The following is a 17,553-nucleotide window of genomic DNA, read 5'->3' as shown; positions in this document are numbered from 1 at the left end:
ACTATGGAAAAAATGGTCAGGCTATCATCGGCGAAGTTTGGTTGAAACTAAGATGCATTGCATCAAATTATTAGGAGATAAACTCAGTGCAAGGAGTTTTGATAGCCAAGTCAATGAGATCCATGCACGTGTGGCAGTCCTTAACAGATTTACGGAATTAGGTCGACCACTTACCCAAGTTACGCCTTAAATTTGGCTCAATTAGGGGCGCTTTGCATTTCAAATCTTTGTGCAACAAAGCCAATGTATATAAAAAATGGTTAAATAATTGCAAGGGGGGCTTTAAAACGTTTTAATCGTAAAGCATTTCCTAGTACAAATATTGACGAGAGAGCCATTGCACCAGCAGCAAATACAGGAGAAAGTAGCAGTCCAAATTGCGGATAAAGTACACCTGCTGCAATAGGAATCAGAGCTGCATTGTAAACAAATGCCCAAAATAAATTTTCACGAATATTGGTTATAGTCGCTTTGCTTAAAGCGATAGCATTTGGCACTCCTTTCAGGTTGCCAGACATCAAAACCACATCAGCAGCTTCAATAGCTACGTCTGTACCTGTACCTATCGCTAAACCAATATCTGCTTCTGCAAGTGCAGGGGCATCATTAATGCCATCTCCAACATATGCGAGTTTACCATATTGATTTTTTAATTTTTTAACGGCCTCTATTTTACCTTCAGGTAAGACTTCTGCAATAACCTCATCAATACCTAGTTTTTTTGCAATCGCTTGAGCTGTATGACGGTTATCACCTGTAATCATGGCAACCTTTAAACCTAACTGATGTAACGCTTCAATTGCAGCAAATGTTGATTCTTTAATTGGATCTGCTACAGCAATAATGGCAGCAAGTTTCTGGTCAATCGCAACATAGAGAGGGGTTTTTCCTTCTTCTCCCAAACGATCCGAAAATTGAGAAAAAACATTAGGATTCAAACTTAGTTTTTCCATATATCGATCTGCACCAATATGAACCAAATGCTCAGAAACCTTCGCTTCTATTCCGTAGCCAGTCACTGATTTAAAATCAGCAATAGGAGACAGGATTAATTCCTTATCTATAGCTGCTTGTACAATTGCTCGAGCAATAGGGTGCTCAGACTTTGATTCAACGGCTGCCATCAGTGAAAGTACGGCATTGTATTCAAAACCTTCTAAGACATGCAGATCGGTTAAAACTGGTTTCCCTTCAGTCAGAGTCCCTGTTTTATCAACTGCAACCACTTTAGTTTCTTTGAGCAGCTGTAAAGCTTCACCTTTACGAAATAAAACCCCCATTTCAGCACCCCGCCCAGTTCCCACCATGATTGATGTAGGCGTTGCAAGTCCCATTGCACAAGGACATGCAATAATGAGTACCGCAACTGCATTAACTAAGCTAAACGTTAGGGCTGGCTCAGGGCCGAAGATAAACCAAGTAATAAAAGTTAAAAGAGAGAGACCCATTACTACAGGTACAAACCACATGGTAATTTTATCAACCAATGCCTGAATCGGCAGCTTGGAGCCTTGGGCCTGCTCTACCATTCGGATGATTTGAGAAAGCACTGATGAACTACCAACAGAGGTGGCTTTGATATTTAAGCTGCCACTTTGGTTAATTGTTCCTCCTACCACAGTAGAGCCTATCGTTTTTTCAACGGGCATAGGCTCGCCAGTAATCATGGATTCATCAATAAAACTTTGGCCGTGAATAACTTCACCATCGACAGGGATACGCTCGCCTGGTCTAATCTCTACAATCGTTCCTGTTTGAACTTCGGCAATCGGAACTTCTATCACCTGATTATTGAGCTGTATTCTGGCAACTTTAGGCTGCATTCCAACTAGATGTTGAATTGCTAAAGACGTTCGGCCTTTTGCCTTGGCTTCAAAAAATCTACCTAATAGAATTAAAGTGATAATAACCGCTGCAGCTTCATAATAAACATTGACCGTGCCTTGTGGCAGGACACTTGGAAAGAAGGTGGCAACCACTGAGTAAAGATATGCAGCGAATGTTCCTACAGACACTAAGGAATTCATGTCTGGTGCTAAGCGGAATAAACTTGGGATGCCCTTTTTGAAGAAGCGTCGGCCTGGAAAAATTAATGCTACTGTGGTCAAGAAAAATTGCATTAACCAGCTATTTTGTTGGCCAATGTTATCCATCATAAACGTATGAAAGGCCGGAATCAGGTGTGATCCCATTTCTAAAATAAAAACGGGTAGAGTCAATAAGACTGACAAAATTAAATCTTTTTTAAGTTTTTCTAATTCAATATTCTTTTTATCTTGAAAGCTTTCCGTAGTTTGATGAACTGACTTTGCTTCAAACCCTGCTTTGGTGACAGCCTGAATTAACGAGTCACGAGTGACAGATGAGCTTGCCTGAATAGTCGCTTTTTCAGTAGCCAGATTTACATGTGCTGATTCCACACCCTCAACAGATTTTAAGGCTTTTTCTACTCGACCTACACAAGAAGCACATGACATACCCTCAATCGTAAGCTCTATTGGTTGCAGCGCTTCCACTTCGTAGCCAGCTTTTTCTACAACTTTAATTAAACTAGAACGATCAAGGGGACGATGCGAATAAATGACTGCTTTTTCGGTAGCCAGATTTACATGAGCCGATTCAACACCCTCAAGAGATTTTAAGGCTTTTTCCACACGGCCTACACAAGAAGCACATGTCATCCCCTCAATCTCTAATGTTTCACTGTAGTGTGGCGTATCAGTCATTTCGGTACTCATATACGATCTCTATCATTTAGATATGCTGAGTTCTATATGCGAAGATCAGCTCGAACCAAGATTATGGGGAATTCAGGGGCTACTTTTATTGCAAGCAAGTACAGATTTTATCTGTACGATGAGGAAAATAAGAGAGAGTAAAAGTGGTAAGGAATTCCCACTGTTACTCTAACAGAGATTAAGCAGGATCAGCTGTAAATCCACGCTCACTGAGAGTGGCAATGACTTTATCCTGACTCACTGTTGTGTTGATTTCAACGATACGGTTTTGTAAATCAATATCGAGTGAAGCATTCGAGTCGAGCTCTTTAATTGCGGTAGTAATGCCGCGTGCACAACCACCACAAGTCATATTAGCGATGTGAAATTTCATATGTTGCTCCTTTTTAACAAAACATTTGTTTAAAACATTAGAACAGTAACTCTAAACTTTCACCATACAACCAGCCTTTTTCTGAATCAGTTACTCGCTGTAACTTGGTCTGTTTACAACCTTACAGTTTTCTTCAGAGTATTCCAAAGAAGAGTGTTCTAATGACTACAGTAAAAGTACTTAACCAACATTAATGTGACTTTAAAATGACATTTTTGTCATCTACGATCACTCTGAAATTTATAAGATTAGTTATTTCAATCAATGGTAGTGAACTGAATAGATGAGACCGTTATGGGTTGAAGATAAGCTAAAAACCGGTGACTACCTTTATGTATAATGCCTCATGATGCGATTTTACTGTTCTGATTGTCGTAAGTTGACAGTCCAGTAGAAACTTTATTGCTCAGCTACAAAAGATAAATGCAGTAATGTTAAATTTCCTCAATTCCCTTATTTTGAAATTCTCTTATTCAATACCCACGACAGTGGTTATATAGCCTGTTGTTAATAGAATTGATAGACCTAATAACATCTCAAATAAAATGGCATGACTAAGGTGTTTAGCGAATTTAGGATGTTGAAGACGCGGGGTGAAATACCATTTGTTGAAGGCAGCTAAAAGTAGAATACTTATAACAAAAAACATTTTAACCATGAAACCATAGCCATATGCAGTATTGATTAAGGTATTAAAATCTTTAATTAAAAGAAGAGCTACACTAGCGCCACAGGCGATTAATATCCCAACAATGAAAGCAGCAATACGTCCAAATACATGCATGCGATCTTTTAAAGGTAAACCACTTATTTCCCGGCTGGTTTTCCATAACGGATATAAAGACCCCATCCATAACGACATAACTAGAATATGGATTGATAATAAAATTTGAGCAAGTAAGGTTAAATTAGCGACATGTCCGAGCTGGGAAAAACTAAAAATAATCGGGATAAGTAAAATACAAAATATTGAACTTTCAATTATAGAAAAATGACCTTTGTTCCTGTTAAGTTTAACCACCATGAGAAGAAGTAAAAGAGCAAAACTAATAGAACGAAGAACGTATATATACCCCGTCGGAGTATTAACCAATATATTAATATACGTGGGGTCCACCATACCTGTAATACCAGTATTGGCAAAACTACCAATCAGAATAAAAAATCCCAAGGTACTGGAAATTAGGCCTAATCCAGCGCCAATTGTAATATATTTAAGAATCGATTCTTTTAGTTCAAGATATTGTCTAAGTAAAAAATAGCAAAAGGCTCCACCAACGACAAAAGCTACACTTAAATATAAAATAACCTTAGTTAACCAAGTGGCCCACATCCAATATTCAGAAATCATTATTTTTGTCCATTCTAGAACAACATGCCAGCACCTCACTGACATGTTGAAAGGTAATCAATTCTTATTTAGTTGATTTGATAGTGAAACTATATTCACCATTCATGTTGTGACCATCTTTCCCCATTGTTGTCCAGACAACGGTATATTTACCTTTTTTCAGTTTCGGAAGAGCGACATCAAAGGATTTCTTTAAGTCATGAGTAACTTTATATTTTAAAGGAACATCTCTTCGCTGAGCATCCAGTAACTTAATATTCATCAACATAACCTCTGCACCAAAGTTAAGGGTCAAGTTCTTTGGTTGACTAAGGATAGATGCATTTTCCGCAGGAATCGCACTCACTAAACTCACATGAGCGAACGTAGTTGTAGTAGCCACAATCATCGTTGCAGCTACTACAACATTACGTAGAGCAGTCATTTTATTTTGAAATAATTTCATTTACGTTTCCTCTTGATTCGTTAGTTCATTAGAGATGACTTTATAAAATCTATATTTAATGAGACCACATCATCTCCTCTTATATTTCAATTATTAGTGAGAGACAGAAACAGAGCGATGACTTCAAAATTACATTTTTGTCATTTTTAAAATTTAAAATCTTTAACTATTAAAATAATCTTATTGAAAAATAATGATCATTTAACAAACAAATTATGTAGGTGGTTGATTTATGAAATGTAGTAATCATTTTGTCTAAGAAAATAGTAGCTATTTAATTTTTTATATTTTAGTTTAAATATAAACATGTTATGTTTAATTTGATCTAATATAAATTTGTGGGCTAAGCACATGACTCAAACACGTCCAAGAATGACCAAATTATTTGAACAGCTTGGTTTAGCTTCTACTGAAGAAGCAATTGCAAAATTCATAGAGAGCCATCAGCTAGCTGGAGATGTTTTTTTAACACAAGCAATTTTTTGGACTGATGCTCAACGTCATTTTTTAGAAGAAAAACTACACTCTGATGGTGAATGGACGACAGTGATTGATCAATTAAATGAGTCTTTACATGAAAATTCAGTAAAATAATTTTCCGTTAGTATTAAGGATCTACATTCTTCCCTGCATTGAATACAACTCATTCATACAGTAGTACTGTTTTGGAGATGGAATCTCTATTATATAAGTAGTAGATTCCTTACTCTGAAATTTGGATTATAAACCCTAATATTAAAAATAATCTTCTTTACCTTCTATCTAATAAATATACCAATAAGTTTAATAATTAAATTATCCACCCTTTTTTCTATAAAAAACTATTTTGATCAACTGTATTTTTTCTTTAAAGGAATAACAGTGTAAATTACATTAAGAATGTGTCTCTAACTAGCCTTGGAGTCATCTAATCATTTCATTTTTATTTTTTTAAGCACATAAAATCATAACAACTTTAATAGTTTTAAAAGATTAATATTAAATAAAATTTTTGTCATCTCAGCATAGACTATATATTTCGAGAAGATCTCAAAATTACATTTTTGTCATTTTTAAAAATAATTAATTAATAGTGCTAAAATTTTTAAGAGAGACAGAGAATAACCAAAAATTTCATCAGTTTAGTAGTCAAATTCCTAGACTCTGTTCAGTACTAAAACATAGCTTTTACTTCCAAATTATTTAAAGGAAAAAATTATGATGAAATTCAAAAACATTTTTTTGGGCTTATGTATCGCAGCCGCGTCATTGAATACATTTGCACAGCAATCCGATGAACACAAAGATCACCACCCTGAAAAAACAGCACCATCTGCAGTAACAATTAAGCAAACAGTTACCAGCACCACTGCTACAGACAAAATGGCTGCAATGGACCAGCACATGAAAGCAATGCAAGCCATGCATGCAAAGATGATGGCTGCAAAAAACCCTCAAGAACGTCAAAAACTTATGGCTGAGCACATGAAACTCATGCAAGGAGGTATGAGCATGATGAAACAGATGAGCGGCCAAAGCATGAATGCAAATATGGCTGACCGTCAGCAAATGATGGAAAAACGTATGGACATGATGCAATCCATGATGCAGATAATGATGGACTGTATGCCTCCCTCCACAACTAAATAATTACCCATGAATTAGAGAGGGAAGCACCATGAACCATCAACCTCAAGAACATAATTCAGTACCTAACTTTTGGTCTACACGTTATGCCATCGGCCTATTCGTGATTGGTGGTGTGGCAGCCTATTTTCTCTTAACCGAGCATTTGGCCCATGTCGTTGGTGTTTTACCCTTTTTACTCCTTTTAGCATGCCCACTCATGCATATTTTTATGCATGGTGGTCATGGACATCACCATCATCAACAGAAAAATCCAGACACATCAGATAATAAAAAATCACGCGAACCAGGAGACCCCTCATGAATCATGCGGAATCGGCTTATGGTTTATGGACGCTGGTTATCATTAACTCAGCAGTTTTTATCATGTTCGCTTTCAGTTTTTTTAGACCTTCCACAGCGCGAGATTGGCGTACTTTTGGCGCTTTCTCTGCTTTCATCATTGCATTGTTTGTCGAGATGTATGGTTTCCCTTTAACAATTTATCTGTTGTCAGGCTGGCTACAAACTCGCTTTCCTGAACTTGACTTGCTGTCGCATAACTCAGGTCACTTATGGTCAACGCTACTAGGCGAAAAGGGTGATCCACATTTTGGCATTCTGCACATCGCGAGTTATATTTTTTTGGGCTATGGTTTCTATTTACTATCAAAAGCATGGCAGGTGTTGTACCACGCACAACGTCATCACCAATTGGCAGTAAGCGGACCCTATGCGCGCATACGCCACCCGCAATACGTAGCTTTTGTAATGATCTTGCTGGGGTTTTTATTGCAATGGCCAACTTTACTGACACTGATTATGTTTCCAATCTTACTCTTAATGTACAGCCGCTTGGCAATTAAGGAAGAGGCTGAAATGAGTAAACAATTTGGCGCTGTCTATGACAGCTATGCCCAACAGACTCCGAGATTTATTCCGAAATTCGGCCATAAAACTACTTTGCCATAAGAGAATTATTCATGTTAGATCAAAAAAATCATAATCAGGATCATATGACACAGGCTACAACAGACGTATTGAAAGACCCAGTCTGTGGTATGACAGTTACTGAAGAATCGAAATACCATGAGGAATTCAAGGGGAAAACTTACTTTTTTTGCAGTGATAAATGTCAATCCAAGTTTCATACTAACCCTGTGCAATACATCACTAAATCTGGAACTATGAATGCCGATGCACACACACAGCATCATCAGGCTGTTCAACCCGTTAATGATGCAAGCACAACAGGCACGACCATCTATACTTGCCCAATGCATCCAGAAATTAGACAGGATCATCCTGGAAACTGTCCTAAATGCGGAATGACACTGGAACCACTCATTCCCGAGTTAGAGGAAGATGAGAATCCTGAGTTACGTGATTTCCATCGACGCTTCTGGTGGACACTGCCACTCACCATAGTCGTGACTTTTTTGGCAATGTTTGGCCATCAACTGAACCTATTCGACATGGCAGTTCAGAGCTGGATTGAATTAGTGTTGTCACTCCCGATTGTACTGTGGGCAGGTTGGCCATTTTTTTCCCGTGGTTGGCAATCGGTTGTGAATCGCAGCCCAAACATGTGGACCCTGATCGGTCTAGGTACAGGGGCTGCTTTTATTTACAGTGTGGTTGCGACCATTGCACCACAAATCTTTCCAGACTCATTTATCTCCATGGGTCGTGTCGCTGTTTACTTTGAAGCTTCAGCGGTCATCATTTCTTTGACCTTACTGGGGCAAATACTGGAATTAAAAGCACGTTCGCAAACTTCTGCTGCAATTAAGTCACTCCTCGGACTTGCTCCTAAAACAGCTCGCCGAATCCTGCCCGATGGAACTGAGGAAGATGTTCCTCTGACTCATGTCCATGTAGGAGATTTACTCCGCATCCGCCCAGGTGAAAAAGTTCCTGTGGATGGTGTAGTCACCGATGGAAGCAGTTCATTGGATGAATCTATGCTGACAGGTGAACCTTTACCGATCACTAAACGCATCGGTGATAAAGTCATTGGTGCTACCCTGAATACCAATGGTTCCCTAATCATGCGTTCAGAGAAAATTGGTTCAAGTACCATGTTGTCTCAGATCGTACAGATGGTGGCGCAAGCTCAACGCTCAAGAGCCCCAATGCAACGCATGGCTGATCAGGTTGCAGGTTGGTTTGTCATGGCTGTAGTAGCCATTGCCTTGCTTACCTTCTTTGGATGGGGACTGTTCGGCCCAGAAGAGTCGAGCTGGGTTTATGCATTAATCAATGCTGTGGCAGTACTCATTATTGCCTGTCCTTGTGCACTAGGCTTGGCAACTCCAATGTCTATCATGGTTGCAACGGGTCAAGGTGCTACTCATGGTGTGTTGTTCCGCGATGCAGCAGCCATTGAGAATCTGCGCAAGATTGACACACTAATCATCGATAAAACAGGTACGTTGACCGAAGGACGCCCTGTATTCGATCGTGTGGTTGCCGCATCAGGTTTCGATGAATCTGAAGTATTACGTTTAGCCGCCAGTCTTGATCAAGGCAGTGAACACCCGCTAGCCGAAGCGATTGTAAATGCAGCACACGAACGTGGCCTGTCTCTTGAAACACCAGATAATTTTGAATCAGGCTCAGGGATTGGTGTTCGAGGTCAAGTGGGCGATCGTCAGTTAGCTTTGGGCAATACAGCACTGATGGAGCAATTAGGTATCTCGGTACAATCTCTGATTCCGCAAGCCGAAGAGCTGCGTTCAGAAGGTGCAAGTGTGATGCATCTAACCATCAATGGTGAATTGGCCGGCCTGCTTGCAGTATCCGATCCCATCAAAAAAAGTACCCCTGAAGCACTTGCCACCCTGAAGGAAGCTGGACTACGTATCGTGATGGCAACAGGAGATGGTCTCACCACTGCCCGTTCAGTCGCATCACGTCTGGGTATTGATGAGGTACATGGTGAAGTTAAACCCGCAGATAAACTCGAACTTGTCAGCAAATTGCAGAAGCAAGGTCGCATCGTGGCAATGGCCGGCGATGGAATCAATGATGCACCAGCACTAGCCAAGGCTGATGTCGGTATCGCTATGGGGACCGGAACTGATGTCGCAATGAATAGTGCTCAAGTTACCTTGGTCAAGGGAGATTTACGCGGTATCGCGGTTGCCCGTTCACTTTCGGAAGCTACTGTTGGCAACATGAAACAGAACCTCATGTTTGCTTTCCTTTACAATGCCTTGGGTATCCCAATAGCAGCTGGCGTACTCTACCCATTTACCGGTTGGTTGTTGTCACCCATGATTGCGGCCTTGGCCATGAGTTTTAGCTCCGCTTCAGTGATCACCAATGCCCTTCGCCTGCGACATAAAAAGCTATGATAGAGAGTCTTTTTCTTCCACCAGATGTATCAGGCCTGATTGCAGCACTTGCCATCGGCCTGCTCATTGGTTTAGAACGAGGATGGAATGATCGTGAACTGCCAGAAGGCAGCCGAGTAGCAGGCCTACGTACCTTCACATTGACAGGATTACTCGGAGGAGTGCTGGGTCATCTACAGCCAAACTTTGGGCCTTGGCCACTAGTCGCAGCCGTATTAGGGCTTTCCCTTTTACTTACGGTATCCTACGCGCGTACCGCAAAAATTTCCGGTAATTTAAGCGCTACCACGACGATCGCGATGCTGTTGACATTAGTTCTAGGTGCATATGCATCCCATGGTAATGTTACTTTAGCATTAACAGCGGCTGTCATCGTGGCTGTATTTTTGGATCTCAAGCCAACCTTACATGGTTGGTTACGCTTGATCGAACATCGTGAATTAACCGCATCTCTACAGTTACTGGTACTTTCTGTCGTTATATTACCTTACTTACCCAATACGGGTATGGGACCTTTTGCTGCATTAAATCCTTACCAGTTATGGTGGGCAGTGATCCTGATTGCCGGACTCTCTCTGGCAGGTCATTTTGCCATGCGGCTCACCGGTTCAGAAAGAGGCATACTCTGGACAGGTCTATTGGGTGGTTTGGCATCTTCTACAGCTGCAACTGTCGCACTGGCACGCTATACACGCCAGCACCCCGTCATGGTCAGTGCTGCTATTTCTGGAACATTGGCTGCCTGTGGCATCATGTTTTTTCGTATGGTTGTGCTGATAGGCGTCATTGAGCCAGCATTGCTAAGCACTTTTGGTGGTGCAATGATGATTGCGGGAATCCTTCTGCTGGGTATGGCATTGTGGAGACAACGCCAAATTACCAGCGCTGAAAACAACGATCGAACAATAGAAGCAATGGCTCCTTTTGATCTTGGGACAGCATTCAGCTTCGCTGCTTTCCTGGCTGTCATGGCAGTCTTGGTCCCGGCAGCAAAACAATGGTTGGGCACCAGCGGCATCTTCGTATTATCGACTATTTCTGGGCTAGCAGACGTAGATGCTATTTTAGTCTCACTTGCCCGCCTGCATAGTACTGAAGGCTTAACAACAAATGTGGCTGCTGTCGCGCTAGGGCTGGCCACACTGAGCAACATGTTAAGCAAAGCGACAATTGCATGGATGACAGGGGGGGCACAGTTTGGCCGAGCTATCATATTTGGCTACACAATTGCCATGATAGGTGCTGGCGTAGCTCTGGCTCTCAGTTTGAGCTTTATGTAAGGTCAACTCGGGTAAATGGAAGATGTTCAAAAAATGAGTTAAAATGATTCCCCTTGCATGGATTCACTTTGAAAAACAATGGTAAAAATGATTCGACCATTGAGGGATTCAGCCTGGATGGTCGCCCCAAGCATATCAAGAATAGATTTTGTTATGGCAAGCCCTAAGCCGGTTCCTTCTTCTGTTCTTTGTCTAGACGCATCTGTTCGATAAAAACGATCAAATAATCTGGATAGTTGTTCAGGAGAGAGTTCAGGGCCTTCATTTTCAATTGAAAATATTGTGTTATCTAAATTCTGTTGAAGTTTTATCTGTATTGTAGAATTCTTGTTTCCATATTTAACTGCATTAGACAATAGGTTGCTGAGTGCGCGACGTAACATAGCAGGATCACCTTTTACATTGCCAGATCCTGTTTGTTGAAGTGTCATATTTTTTTCGGCAGCTAGAGCGTCATAGAAATCAAATAAAGCGGTAACTTCTTTAATGAGGTCAATATTCTGTAAGTTCTGTAAATTTAAGCCATGTTCTGCTTTTGCCAAGAAAAGCATATCGGACACCATTCGAGCCAAACGTTCAAATTCTTCTAAATTAGAAAATAGTATTTCTTGATAAGTACCAATATCTCGGTTACGGGCGAGACATACTTGAGTTTGGGTCATTAAATTATTAATCGGTGTTCTAATTTCATGTGCTAAATCAGATGAAAAATCGGAAAGTTTTTCTAAAGCTGACTCTAGTCTGTCCAGCATAGCATTGAAGGCGATTGCCAATGATTTTAGTTCGGTTGGTGTATGCTCAACTTCTAAACGTTCTGAAAGATGTTGAGCAGAAATTCCTTCTGCGACCTTAGCCATTTTTTGCACTGGTCTTAAACCTCTCCAGGTTGCAAACCAACCTAAAAACATTAAACAAATTGTACCAGCCAAACCAATATACAAAAGTTGACGCTTAAAATCTTTTAGAAAATGTAGATGTTCTGATGTATCGATCCCAACAATAATTCGTACAGATTGTATTTCAGAATTTCTATTTATACCTGTAGTGTAGATCATGCCACGATAGGTCTTATTTTGAACTTGCCATTTAATCCATGAATTATTTGCTGACTTGATTAAATTTTGAGTATTAATGATTGAGGATGCTGAACTAAATAAAATTTGGCCTGTCGGTCGTTCTATTTGGACCATAAGATCATGGTGTCCAACTAACGCATCTCTTAAATAAAGATTAAGTTCTGGAGAATTTTTAGTATTCTGTTGGAGAAGATTCTGAATAAGCTGGATTTTACCTTCTAATTGGGCACGGTCTTGAGTTTCAAAATGATGCATTACTAATTTATTTATGAACAAACCCATAATAATTAGAATGAAAATAGTAGATAATGAGAAAATGATACCGATCCGGAAACTGATCGCTCTGAATAAATTATTATTCATCCTCTACCTCTAGTACATACCCCATTCCTCGAATATTCTGAATTAATTTGGGAGTAAAGTTACTGTCAACTTTACTTCTTAATCGTTTAATAGCGACTTCAACGACATTCGTATCACTATCAAAATTCATATCCCAAATTTGAGAAGCAATCAGCGCTCTTGGTAAAATTTCACCTCGTCTACGCATAAAAAGTTCCATAAGCGCGAATTCTTTTGCCGTCAGATCAATGCGTTGACCCGCTCGCGTTACCCGACGTTTTCTCAAATCAAGTTCTAAATCAGCAATCTTAATAATATTACTATCTTCTCTTTGCTGCCCTCGTCTAAGGAGAGTTTTGATTCGAGCAAGAAGCTCTGCAAAAGCAAAAGGCTTTATTAAATAATCATCAGCGCCTAACTCTAGACCTTTTACTCGATCTTCTATCTGATCTCTGGCTGTTAAAAACAGAATGGGCATTGTTTTGCCACTTTTACGAATATCATTAATAATATTCCAACCATCCAGTCCGGGTAACATGACGTCTAAGATAATTAAGTCGTATTCTTCAGAAAGAGCTTGATGTTTACCTGTTAATCCATCTGTAACCCAGTCGGTAATATAACCCGCTTCGGATAAACCTTGTTTGAGATAGTCACCAGTTTTTTGTTCATCTTCAACCAATAATATTCTCATCTCAGAATCCTAAGTCATTCATTAAACCTATAATAACTTTATAAAACCCGAGATTGAGATAGATTACAAAAATGTCATTTTCAAGTCACTCAGATGTTCGGTGAAGCGTTTTATTGTAATACGAAGAAACTTAATTTTAGAGAAACTTATGAAAACTGTATTGCGTCGTAGCTTAACTACTTTAGTGTGCATGGGAGCATTAATCGCAGGTACTCAATCTTGGGCAAATGATGCAGAAGATCTATCAAATTCGAAATCTAATGCTGTGACAACTGCAAAAAAAGCACAAGAGCCGTGTTCTAAACCTTGTAAGATGAACAAGGATAATAAGGTTCAGCAAGAACCTAGCCAACAGCAAGCGGCAAATTCCTCTGATATGTCGAAAATGGATCATTCCATGATGAATATGGACCATTCGAAAATGGATCATTCAAAAATGAATATGTCCAATACATCAAATAAATAATTTTATAAAAGCAGGAAAGGAGTATTGGAGCTAACGATAAGGATTGCCTTAATACTCTAATCTGGTCTTTTTAACGGTGAGATAGAATGTCAAATAAGTTAAGTCATGTACTCTTAATTGGAGTTGGTTTATTTTCATCAACTTGGGTAATGGCGGCAGTTAAAGAATATGATTTAACGATCGCGGAACAGACTGTAAATATTACAGGAAAACCGCTAAAGAGAATTACCGTTAATGGTAAATTCGTTGCCCCTCTTCTTGAATTTGAAGAGGGAGATGATGCCGTTATTCGTGTTCATAATAAGCTAAAAAATCAGGACTCTTCAATTCATTGGCATGGATTGATATTACCCGGAATCATGGATGGTGTACCAGGGTTCAACCAGTTCGAAGGCATCGCCCCTAATAAAACGTATGAATATAAATTCAAGGTTCGTCAAAATGGTACTTATTGGTATCACTCCCATAGTAAAGGGCAAGAGCAAGACGGCCTATATGGTGCTTTAGTTATTTATCCGAAAAATAAAACCCCCTTAACATCATCTGAAAAAACTGATAGAGATTATGTGGTTTTGCTTTCTGATTTTCATAATTCAACAAGTGATCAAATCACAAAGAATCTTAAAAAAGAAGCAGATTACTATCAGAACCGTCGAGAAACGGTATTTGATGTCATGAAACAAGTTAAACGTGATGGATTAAAGGCAACTTGGCAAGACCGCTCTATGTGGAATCAGATGCGGATGTTGAAAACAGATATGTCTGATGTCACAGGCTATACATTTTTAATGAATGGCAAAACACCTCAGCAAAACTGGACCGGTAACTTCAAAGCTGGTGAAAAAGTTCGCCTTCGTTTTATTAATGCTTCCGCTATGTCATTCTTTGATGTACGCATTCCAAACCTAAAAATGACTGTAGTCAGTGCTGATGGTCAACCTGTAAAGCCCGTTCCTGTAGATGAGTTCCGTATTGGTACTGCTGAAACCTATGATGTCATTGTGGAACCAAAACAAGCACATTACCAAATTGAAGCTGAATCTATTGATCGTACCGGTTTTTCAGTGGGAACATTACATGAAGAAAGCAGCCCAGCAGTCAAACAAATTGAGATGCCTAAATCTCGCCCTCGTGCTTTATTAACTATGGAAGATATGGGGATGAGCCATGACATGTCATCTATGAAAGATATGAATCACGATATGTCTTCTATGAAAGGTATGGATCATGATATGTCTTCTATGAAAGGCATGAATCACGATATGTCTTCTATGAAAGGTATGGATCATGATATGTCTTCAATGAAAGATATGAATCATGATATGTCTTCTATGAAAGGCATGAATCACGATATGTCTTCTATGAAAGGTATGGATCATGATATGTCTTCTATGAAAGGTATGGATCATGATATGCCGATGAATAGCGCTACTGTTAAGGCGGCTTCAGACAAGAATGATAATACCGTATTTGGATGGGCAAATGCTTCAACACCTGAAGGTAATAAAGCATTGCAATATAGTGATTTGCAATCGTTAGATCCTCAAAAAGACACTCGTGCAGCTGAACGTGAAATAGAGATCCGTCTTGGTGGAAACATGGAGCGTTATATTTGGACAATAAATGGTAAAAAATTTAATGAAGCCGACCCACTAGTGGTGAAGTATGGTGAACGTATTCGCTTAAAATTTGTCAATGACAGTATGATGGCTCACCCAATGCACTTACATGGCATGTTTATGCAGCTTGAGAATGGTCAGGATCCAAGCAATATGCCAAACAAACATACGGTAATTGTTCCACCTGGGAAAACGATAACCACTCTACTCACAGCTGATGAGTTAGGTGAGTGGGCTATTCATTGTCACCTGCTTTACCATATGAGTGCAGGAATGATGAATAAACTCATTGTAGCTCAAGTGGAAGATGGTAATTCTACAAAGACTGTTCCTCAGTCCCAAGTAAATGAGAAGGGAGTAAATCCACATGCACATCACTAATAATTTGTTTTCAAAAACAACTTTGATGATTGCGCTATTTGGATTATCAAATCTAACGTTCGCTAAAAATGAAACTCCTGTACAAGACAGTAATATTACAAAAAATATGAAAATTCTTTTACAGGAATCTGGAGGATTAAAGTATTCCCTTCAAGAGCGTTATCCAGAATATTATTCAATGGAAAATGCGAATATGGGGGATAAGAGTGTCCAGATTGCGCTTGAGAACTCTAACTCACCTCATGACAATCATCTTAAAGAACATGGTGGACAAATTTATCAAACGACAAAATTTGAAAATGAATGGATGGTTGATGAAGACGGTAAGGGCAACCTAGGAACAAAGTTTGAAACTTTAATTGGAACAGATGAAAATCGTCTATTTATTGAAGCCAATTCGGAAAAGTCAGAAAGTAATGATCCAAAATATGCTGTATCAGCACTTTATAGCCGTAACGTAGCCCCATTTTGGGATGTACAAGCTGGGGTAAGATATAGTGAAGATAAAAATAACAGCAGCAGCGATCGAGTGGATGGGGTTATTGGTATATTAGGTCTAGCTCCTTATTTCTTTGAAACACAAGCATATCTTTATGGCGGTGAGAATAATTTTTGGGGAGCAAGTTTTGAATTAGAACGTGATTTGCTTTTAACTCAGAAACTTATTACTCAACCTTATATCGAAGCAGATGTAATATTTAGCGATGATTCTAACTATGCTGCAAAATCAGGTTTATCAGAACTAAAAACTGGTATCAAAACTAGATATGAGATTACTAAGCGATTTAAACCTTTTATTGATATTGCTTATCAGTATGAAAAAGGACAGCAAGATACTTTTATGCAAGAGGCTACTAATTCCGAAAAAGGGTGGAAATATGGTGCAGGCATCGAATTAGTTTTTTAAAATAGTATGATTTGGATTCATGAATGGTAGCTTCGGCTACTATTCATGAATTATTACTATTTATTTTCGAATCTGTAAAACTAAAAAAGCTTAATTTTTGGTCTATTTTTATGCAGTGGTTAAAAACATGCTTATCGCTGTTTTTATCGTTTGCTATTCTTTTAGTAGGATCGGCTGCTACTACTTCGTCTGTACATCATCGGTGTTTAATGCCATCTGAATAGATGCATGTGGCATAGCCGTCTTCATCGATTTGAATCCTAAAGTGGCCCTAATGATCCGCTTTAGCTTGCCATGATTACATTCGATCACGTTATTTTTATACTTAACCTGCCTGTGCTCAAGATCTGGTGGACATTTTCTTTCCCATTTTAACCGTGACAAAGCACCTCCATATGTGTGCTTTATCGGCACTGTTGCAAATAGGGATCTGAGTCAATGATTTTCCCTTCAAAAAAGCTTAGAGACCGAAAACTCTATTTACTAGCCAAACTTCTCCTAGAATATTACCGTTATAAAATAATGAAGCTTGTCCTTTGCGTAGAGCACGCATAACCTCAATTCCTTTAATTGTGGCATAAGCCGTTTTCATAGACTTGAATCCCAACGTAGCCTTGATGATCCGTTTGAGCTTGCCATGATCACATTCAATCACGTTATTCTTGTATTTAATCTGTCGATGGTCCAGGTCTTCAGGACACTTTCCTTCCTGTTTTAGTCGCGACAAAGCACGGCCATAGGTATGAGCCTTATCAGTGTTTATGACTCGTGGAATCTGCCATTTTTTGACATGATTCAAAATCTTACCAAGAAAACAATAAGCTGAATGGGTATTTCGTCTAGCAGAAAGATAGAAATCAAGAGTATGGCCACGTTGGTCAACTGCACGGTATAGATATGCCCATTTGCCATTCACT

At 39.3% G+C, this 17,553-nt stretch carries 15 protein-coding genes and 4 pseudogenes; 11 read left to right on the top strand and 8 right to left on the bottom strand.

The window, feature by feature from the left end; all coding sequences use genetic code 11:
• Positions 1 to 190, top strand: a pseudogene (locus ACTL4S_RS15520) (IS5/IS1182 family transposase); the annotation flags it as partial.
• A 70-nt stretch (positions 191 to 260) separates the two neighbouring features.
• Here ACTL4S_RS15520 and ACTL4S_RS15515 read toward each other — a convergent pair.
• From ACTL4S_RS15515 to ACTL4S_RS15500, 4 genes are all read right to left on the bottom strand, one after another.
• Positions 261 to 2,738 (bottom strand): heavy metal translocating P-type ATPase, encoded by a 2,478-nt coding sequence (locus ACTL4S_RS15515; protein WP_243475388.1) that lies wholly within the window; start codon positions 2,736 to 2,738, stop codon positions 261 to 263.
• Between the two features lie 178 nt (positions 2,739 to 2,916).
• Positions 2,917 to 3,111: a heavy-metal-associated domain-containing protein gene (locus tag ACTL4S_RS15510; protein ID WP_004733233.1), complete on the bottom strand. Its 195-nt coding sequence runs from the start codon at positions 3,109 to 3,111 to the stop codon at positions 2,917 to 2,919.
• Between the two features lie 469 nt (positions 3,112 to 3,580).
• Positions 3,581 to 4,462: a CopD family protein gene (locus tag ACTL4S_RS15505; protein ID WP_004733231.1), complete on the bottom strand. Its 882-nt coding sequence runs from the start codon at positions 4,460 to 4,462 to the stop codon at positions 3,581 to 3,583.
• 64 nt (positions 4,463 to 4,526) lie between these two features.
• Positions 4,527 to 4,907 carry a copper resistance CopC family protein gene (locus tag ACTL4S_RS15500; RefSeq protein ID WP_004681441.1) on the bottom strand — a complete coding sequence of 127 codons (381 nt, stop codon included), beginning with the start codon at positions 4,905 to 4,907 and terminating at the stop codon, positions 4,527 to 4,529.
• Between the two features lie 351 nt (positions 4,908 to 5,258).
• On the opposite strand from ACTL4S_RS15500, the gene ACTL4S_RS15495 reads away from it, so the two are divergent.
• The 6 genes from ACTL4S_RS15495 (at position 5,259) to ACTL4S_RS15470 (ending at position 11,151) form a co-directional block, all read left to right on the top strand.
• A complete protein-coding gene (locus ACTL4S_RS15495) occupies positions 5,259 to 5,501 on the top strand; it encodes a DUF2789 family protein (RefSeq protein ID WP_004281876.1) in 243 nt (80 codons plus the stop codon).
• A gap of 603 nt (positions 5,502 to 6,104) precedes the next feature.
• Entirely contained in the window at positions 6,105 to 6,536 is a 432-nt protein-coding gene (locus ACTL4S_RS15490; RefSeq protein ID WP_441299636.1) for a hypothetical protein, read from the top strand.
• Between the two features lie 28 nt (positions 6,537 to 6,564).
• Positions 6,565 to 6,837 (top strand): DUF2933 domain-containing protein, encoded by a 273-nt coding sequence (locus tag ACTL4S_RS15485; protein ID WP_004755892.1) that lies wholly within the window; start codon positions 6,565 to 6,567, stop codon positions 6,835 to 6,837.
• Positions 6,834 to 7,484 carry a methyltransferase family protein gene (locus tag ACTL4S_RS15480; protein WP_441299635.1) on the top strand — a complete coding sequence of 217 codons (651 nt, stop codon included), beginning with the start codon at positions 6,834 to 6,836 and terminating at the stop codon, positions 7,482 to 7,484. Before ACTL4S_RS15485 ends, ACTL4S_RS15480 begins: the two co-directional genes overlap by 4 nt.
• An 11-nt stretch (positions 7,485 to 7,495) precedes the next feature.
• Entirely contained in the window at positions 7,496 to 9,871 is a 2,376-nt protein-coding gene (locus ACTL4S_RS15475) for a heavy metal translocating P-type ATPase (protein ID WP_313565396.1), read from the top strand.
• The gene (locus ACTL4S_RS15470) at positions 9,868 to 11,151 is read left to right on the top strand and encodes an MgtC/SapB family protein (protein WP_005093349.1); all 1,284 of its coding nucleotides are present in this window, start codon (positions 9,868 to 9,870) and stop codon (positions 11,149 to 11,151) included. Before ACTL4S_RS15475 ends, ACTL4S_RS15470 begins: the two co-directional genes overlap by 4 nt.
• A gap of 38 nt (positions 11,152 to 11,189) precedes the next feature.
• Here ACTL4S_RS15470 and ACTL4S_RS15465 read toward each other — a convergent pair whose 3' ends face one another.
• Positions 11,190 to 12,590: a heavy metal sensor histidine kinase gene (locus tag ACTL4S_RS15465; RefSeq protein ID WP_441299634.1), complete on the bottom strand. Its 1,401-nt coding sequence runs from the start codon at positions 12,588 to 12,590 to the stop codon at positions 11,190 to 11,192.
• Positions 12,583 to 13,263, bottom strand: a complete 681-nt coding sequence (locus ACTL4S_RS15460; protein ID WP_005407402.1) for a heavy metal response regulator transcription factor — start codon at positions 13,261 to 13,263, stop codon at positions 12,583 to 12,585. Before ACTL4S_RS15460 ends, ACTL4S_RS15465 begins: the two co-directional genes overlap by 8 nt.
• Positions 13,264 to 13,411: 148 nt before the next feature.
• Here ACTL4S_RS15460 and ACTL4S_RS15455 point away from each other — a divergent pair, with 148 nt between their 5' ends.
• The 4 genes and pseudogenes from ACTL4S_RS15455 to ACTL4S_RS15440 form a co-directional block, all read left to right on the top strand.
• A complete protein-coding gene (locus tag ACTL4S_RS15455; protein WP_441299633.1) occupies positions 13,412 to 13,729 on the top strand; it encodes a hypothetical protein in 318 nt (105 codons plus the stop codon).
• A gap of 86 nt (positions 13,730 to 13,815) precedes the next feature.
• On the top strand, positions 13,816 to 15,729 hold the full coding sequence (locus ACTL4S_RS15450) for a copper resistance system multicopper oxidase (RefSeq protein WP_441299632.1): 1,914 nt from the start codon (positions 13,816 to 13,818) through the stop codon (positions 15,727 to 15,729).
• A complete protein-coding gene (locus ACTL4S_RS15445; protein WP_005407396.1) occupies positions 15,716 to 16,636 on the top strand; it encodes a copper resistance protein B in 921 nt (306 codons plus the stop codon). The genes ACTL4S_RS15450 and ACTL4S_RS15445 overlap by 14 nt, the downstream gene beginning before the upstream one ends.
• Before the next feature lie 23 nt (positions 16,637 to 16,659).
• A pseudogene (locus ACTL4S_RS15440) lies at positions 16,660 to 16,857 on the top strand (hypothetical protein); the annotation flags it as partial.
• A gap of 16 nt (positions 16,858 to 16,873) precedes the next feature.
• Here the strand turns inward: ACTL4S_RS15440 and ACTL4S_RS15435 are convergent.
• Both ACTL4S_RS15435 and ACTL4S_RS15430 read right to left on the bottom strand, forming a co-directional pair.
• A pseudogene (locus ACTL4S_RS15435) lies at positions 16,874 to 17,011 on the bottom strand (DDE-type integrase/transposase/recombinase); the annotation flags it as partial.
• A gap of 85 nt (positions 17,012 to 17,096) precedes the next feature.
• Positions 17,097 to 17,553, bottom strand: a pseudogene (locus ACTL4S_RS15430) (IS6-like element IS1007 family transposase); the annotation flags it as partial.

The sequence above is a fragment of the Acinetobacter lwoffii genome (assembly GCF_052078135.1).
GTDB lineage: Bacteria > Pseudomonadota > Gammaproteobacteria > Pseudomonadales > Moraxellaceae > Acinetobacter > Acinetobacter lwoffii_Z.
This window is presented reverse-complemented; position numbering and strand designations above follow the sequence as displayed.

Coding starts and splice junctions, on each gene's coding strand:
- ACTL4S_RS15465 (WP_441299634.1), bottom strand. CDS start 12,590: ATGAATAATAATTTATTCAGAGCGATCAGTTTCCGGATCGGTATCATT.
- ACTL4S_RS15460 (WP_005407402.1), bottom strand. CDS start 13,263: ATGAGAATATTATTGGTTGAAGATGAACAAAAAACTGGTGACTATCTC.
- ACTL4S_RS15490 (WP_441299636.1), top strand. CDS start 6,105: ATGATGAAATTCAAAAACATTTTTTTGGGCTTATGTATCGCAGCCGCG.
- ACTL4S_RS15455 (WP_441299633.1), top strand. CDS start 13,412: ATGAAAACTGTATTGCGTCGTAGCTTAACTACTTTAGTGTGCATGGGA.
- ACTL4S_RS15475 (WP_313565396.1), top strand. CDS start 7,496: ATGTTAGATCAAAAAAATCATAATCAGGATCATATGACACAGGCTACA.
- ACTL4S_RS15505 (WP_004733231.1), bottom strand. CDS start 4,462: ATGATTTCTGAATATTGGATGTGGGCCACTTGGTTAACTAAGGTTATT.
- ACTL4S_RS15515 (WP_243475388.1), bottom strand. CDS start 2,738: ATGAGTACCGAAATGACTGATACGCCACACTACAGTGAAACATTAGAG.
- ACTL4S_RS15500 (WP_004681441.1), bottom strand. CDS start 4,907: ATGAAATTATTTCAAAATAAAATGACTGCTCTACGTAATGTTGTAGTA.
- ACTL4S_RS15445 (WP_005407396.1), top strand. CDS start 15,716: ATGCACATCACTAATAATTTGTTTTCAAAAACAACTTTGATGATTGCG.
- ACTL4S_RS15470 (WP_005093349.1), top strand. CDS start 9,868: ATGATAGAGAGTCTTTTTCTTCCACCAGATGTATCAGGCCTGATTGCA.
- ACTL4S_RS15485 (WP_004755892.1), top strand. CDS start 6,565: ATGAACCATCAACCTCAAGAACATAATTCAGTACCTAACTTTTGGTCT.
- ACTL4S_RS15495 (WP_004281876.1), top strand. CDS start 5,259: ATGACTCAAACACGTCCAAGAATGACCAAATTATTTGAACAGCTTGGT.
- ACTL4S_RS15510 (WP_004733233.1), bottom strand. CDS start 3,111: ATGAAATTTCACATCGCTAATATGACTTGTGGTGGTTGTGCACGCGGC.
- ACTL4S_RS15450 (WP_441299632.1), top strand. CDS start 13,816: ATGTCAAATAAGTTAAGTCATGTACTCTTAATTGGAGTTGGTTTATTT.
- ACTL4S_RS15480 (WP_441299635.1), top strand. CDS start 6,834: ATGAATCATGCGGAATCGGCTTATGGTTTATGGACGCTGGTTATCATT.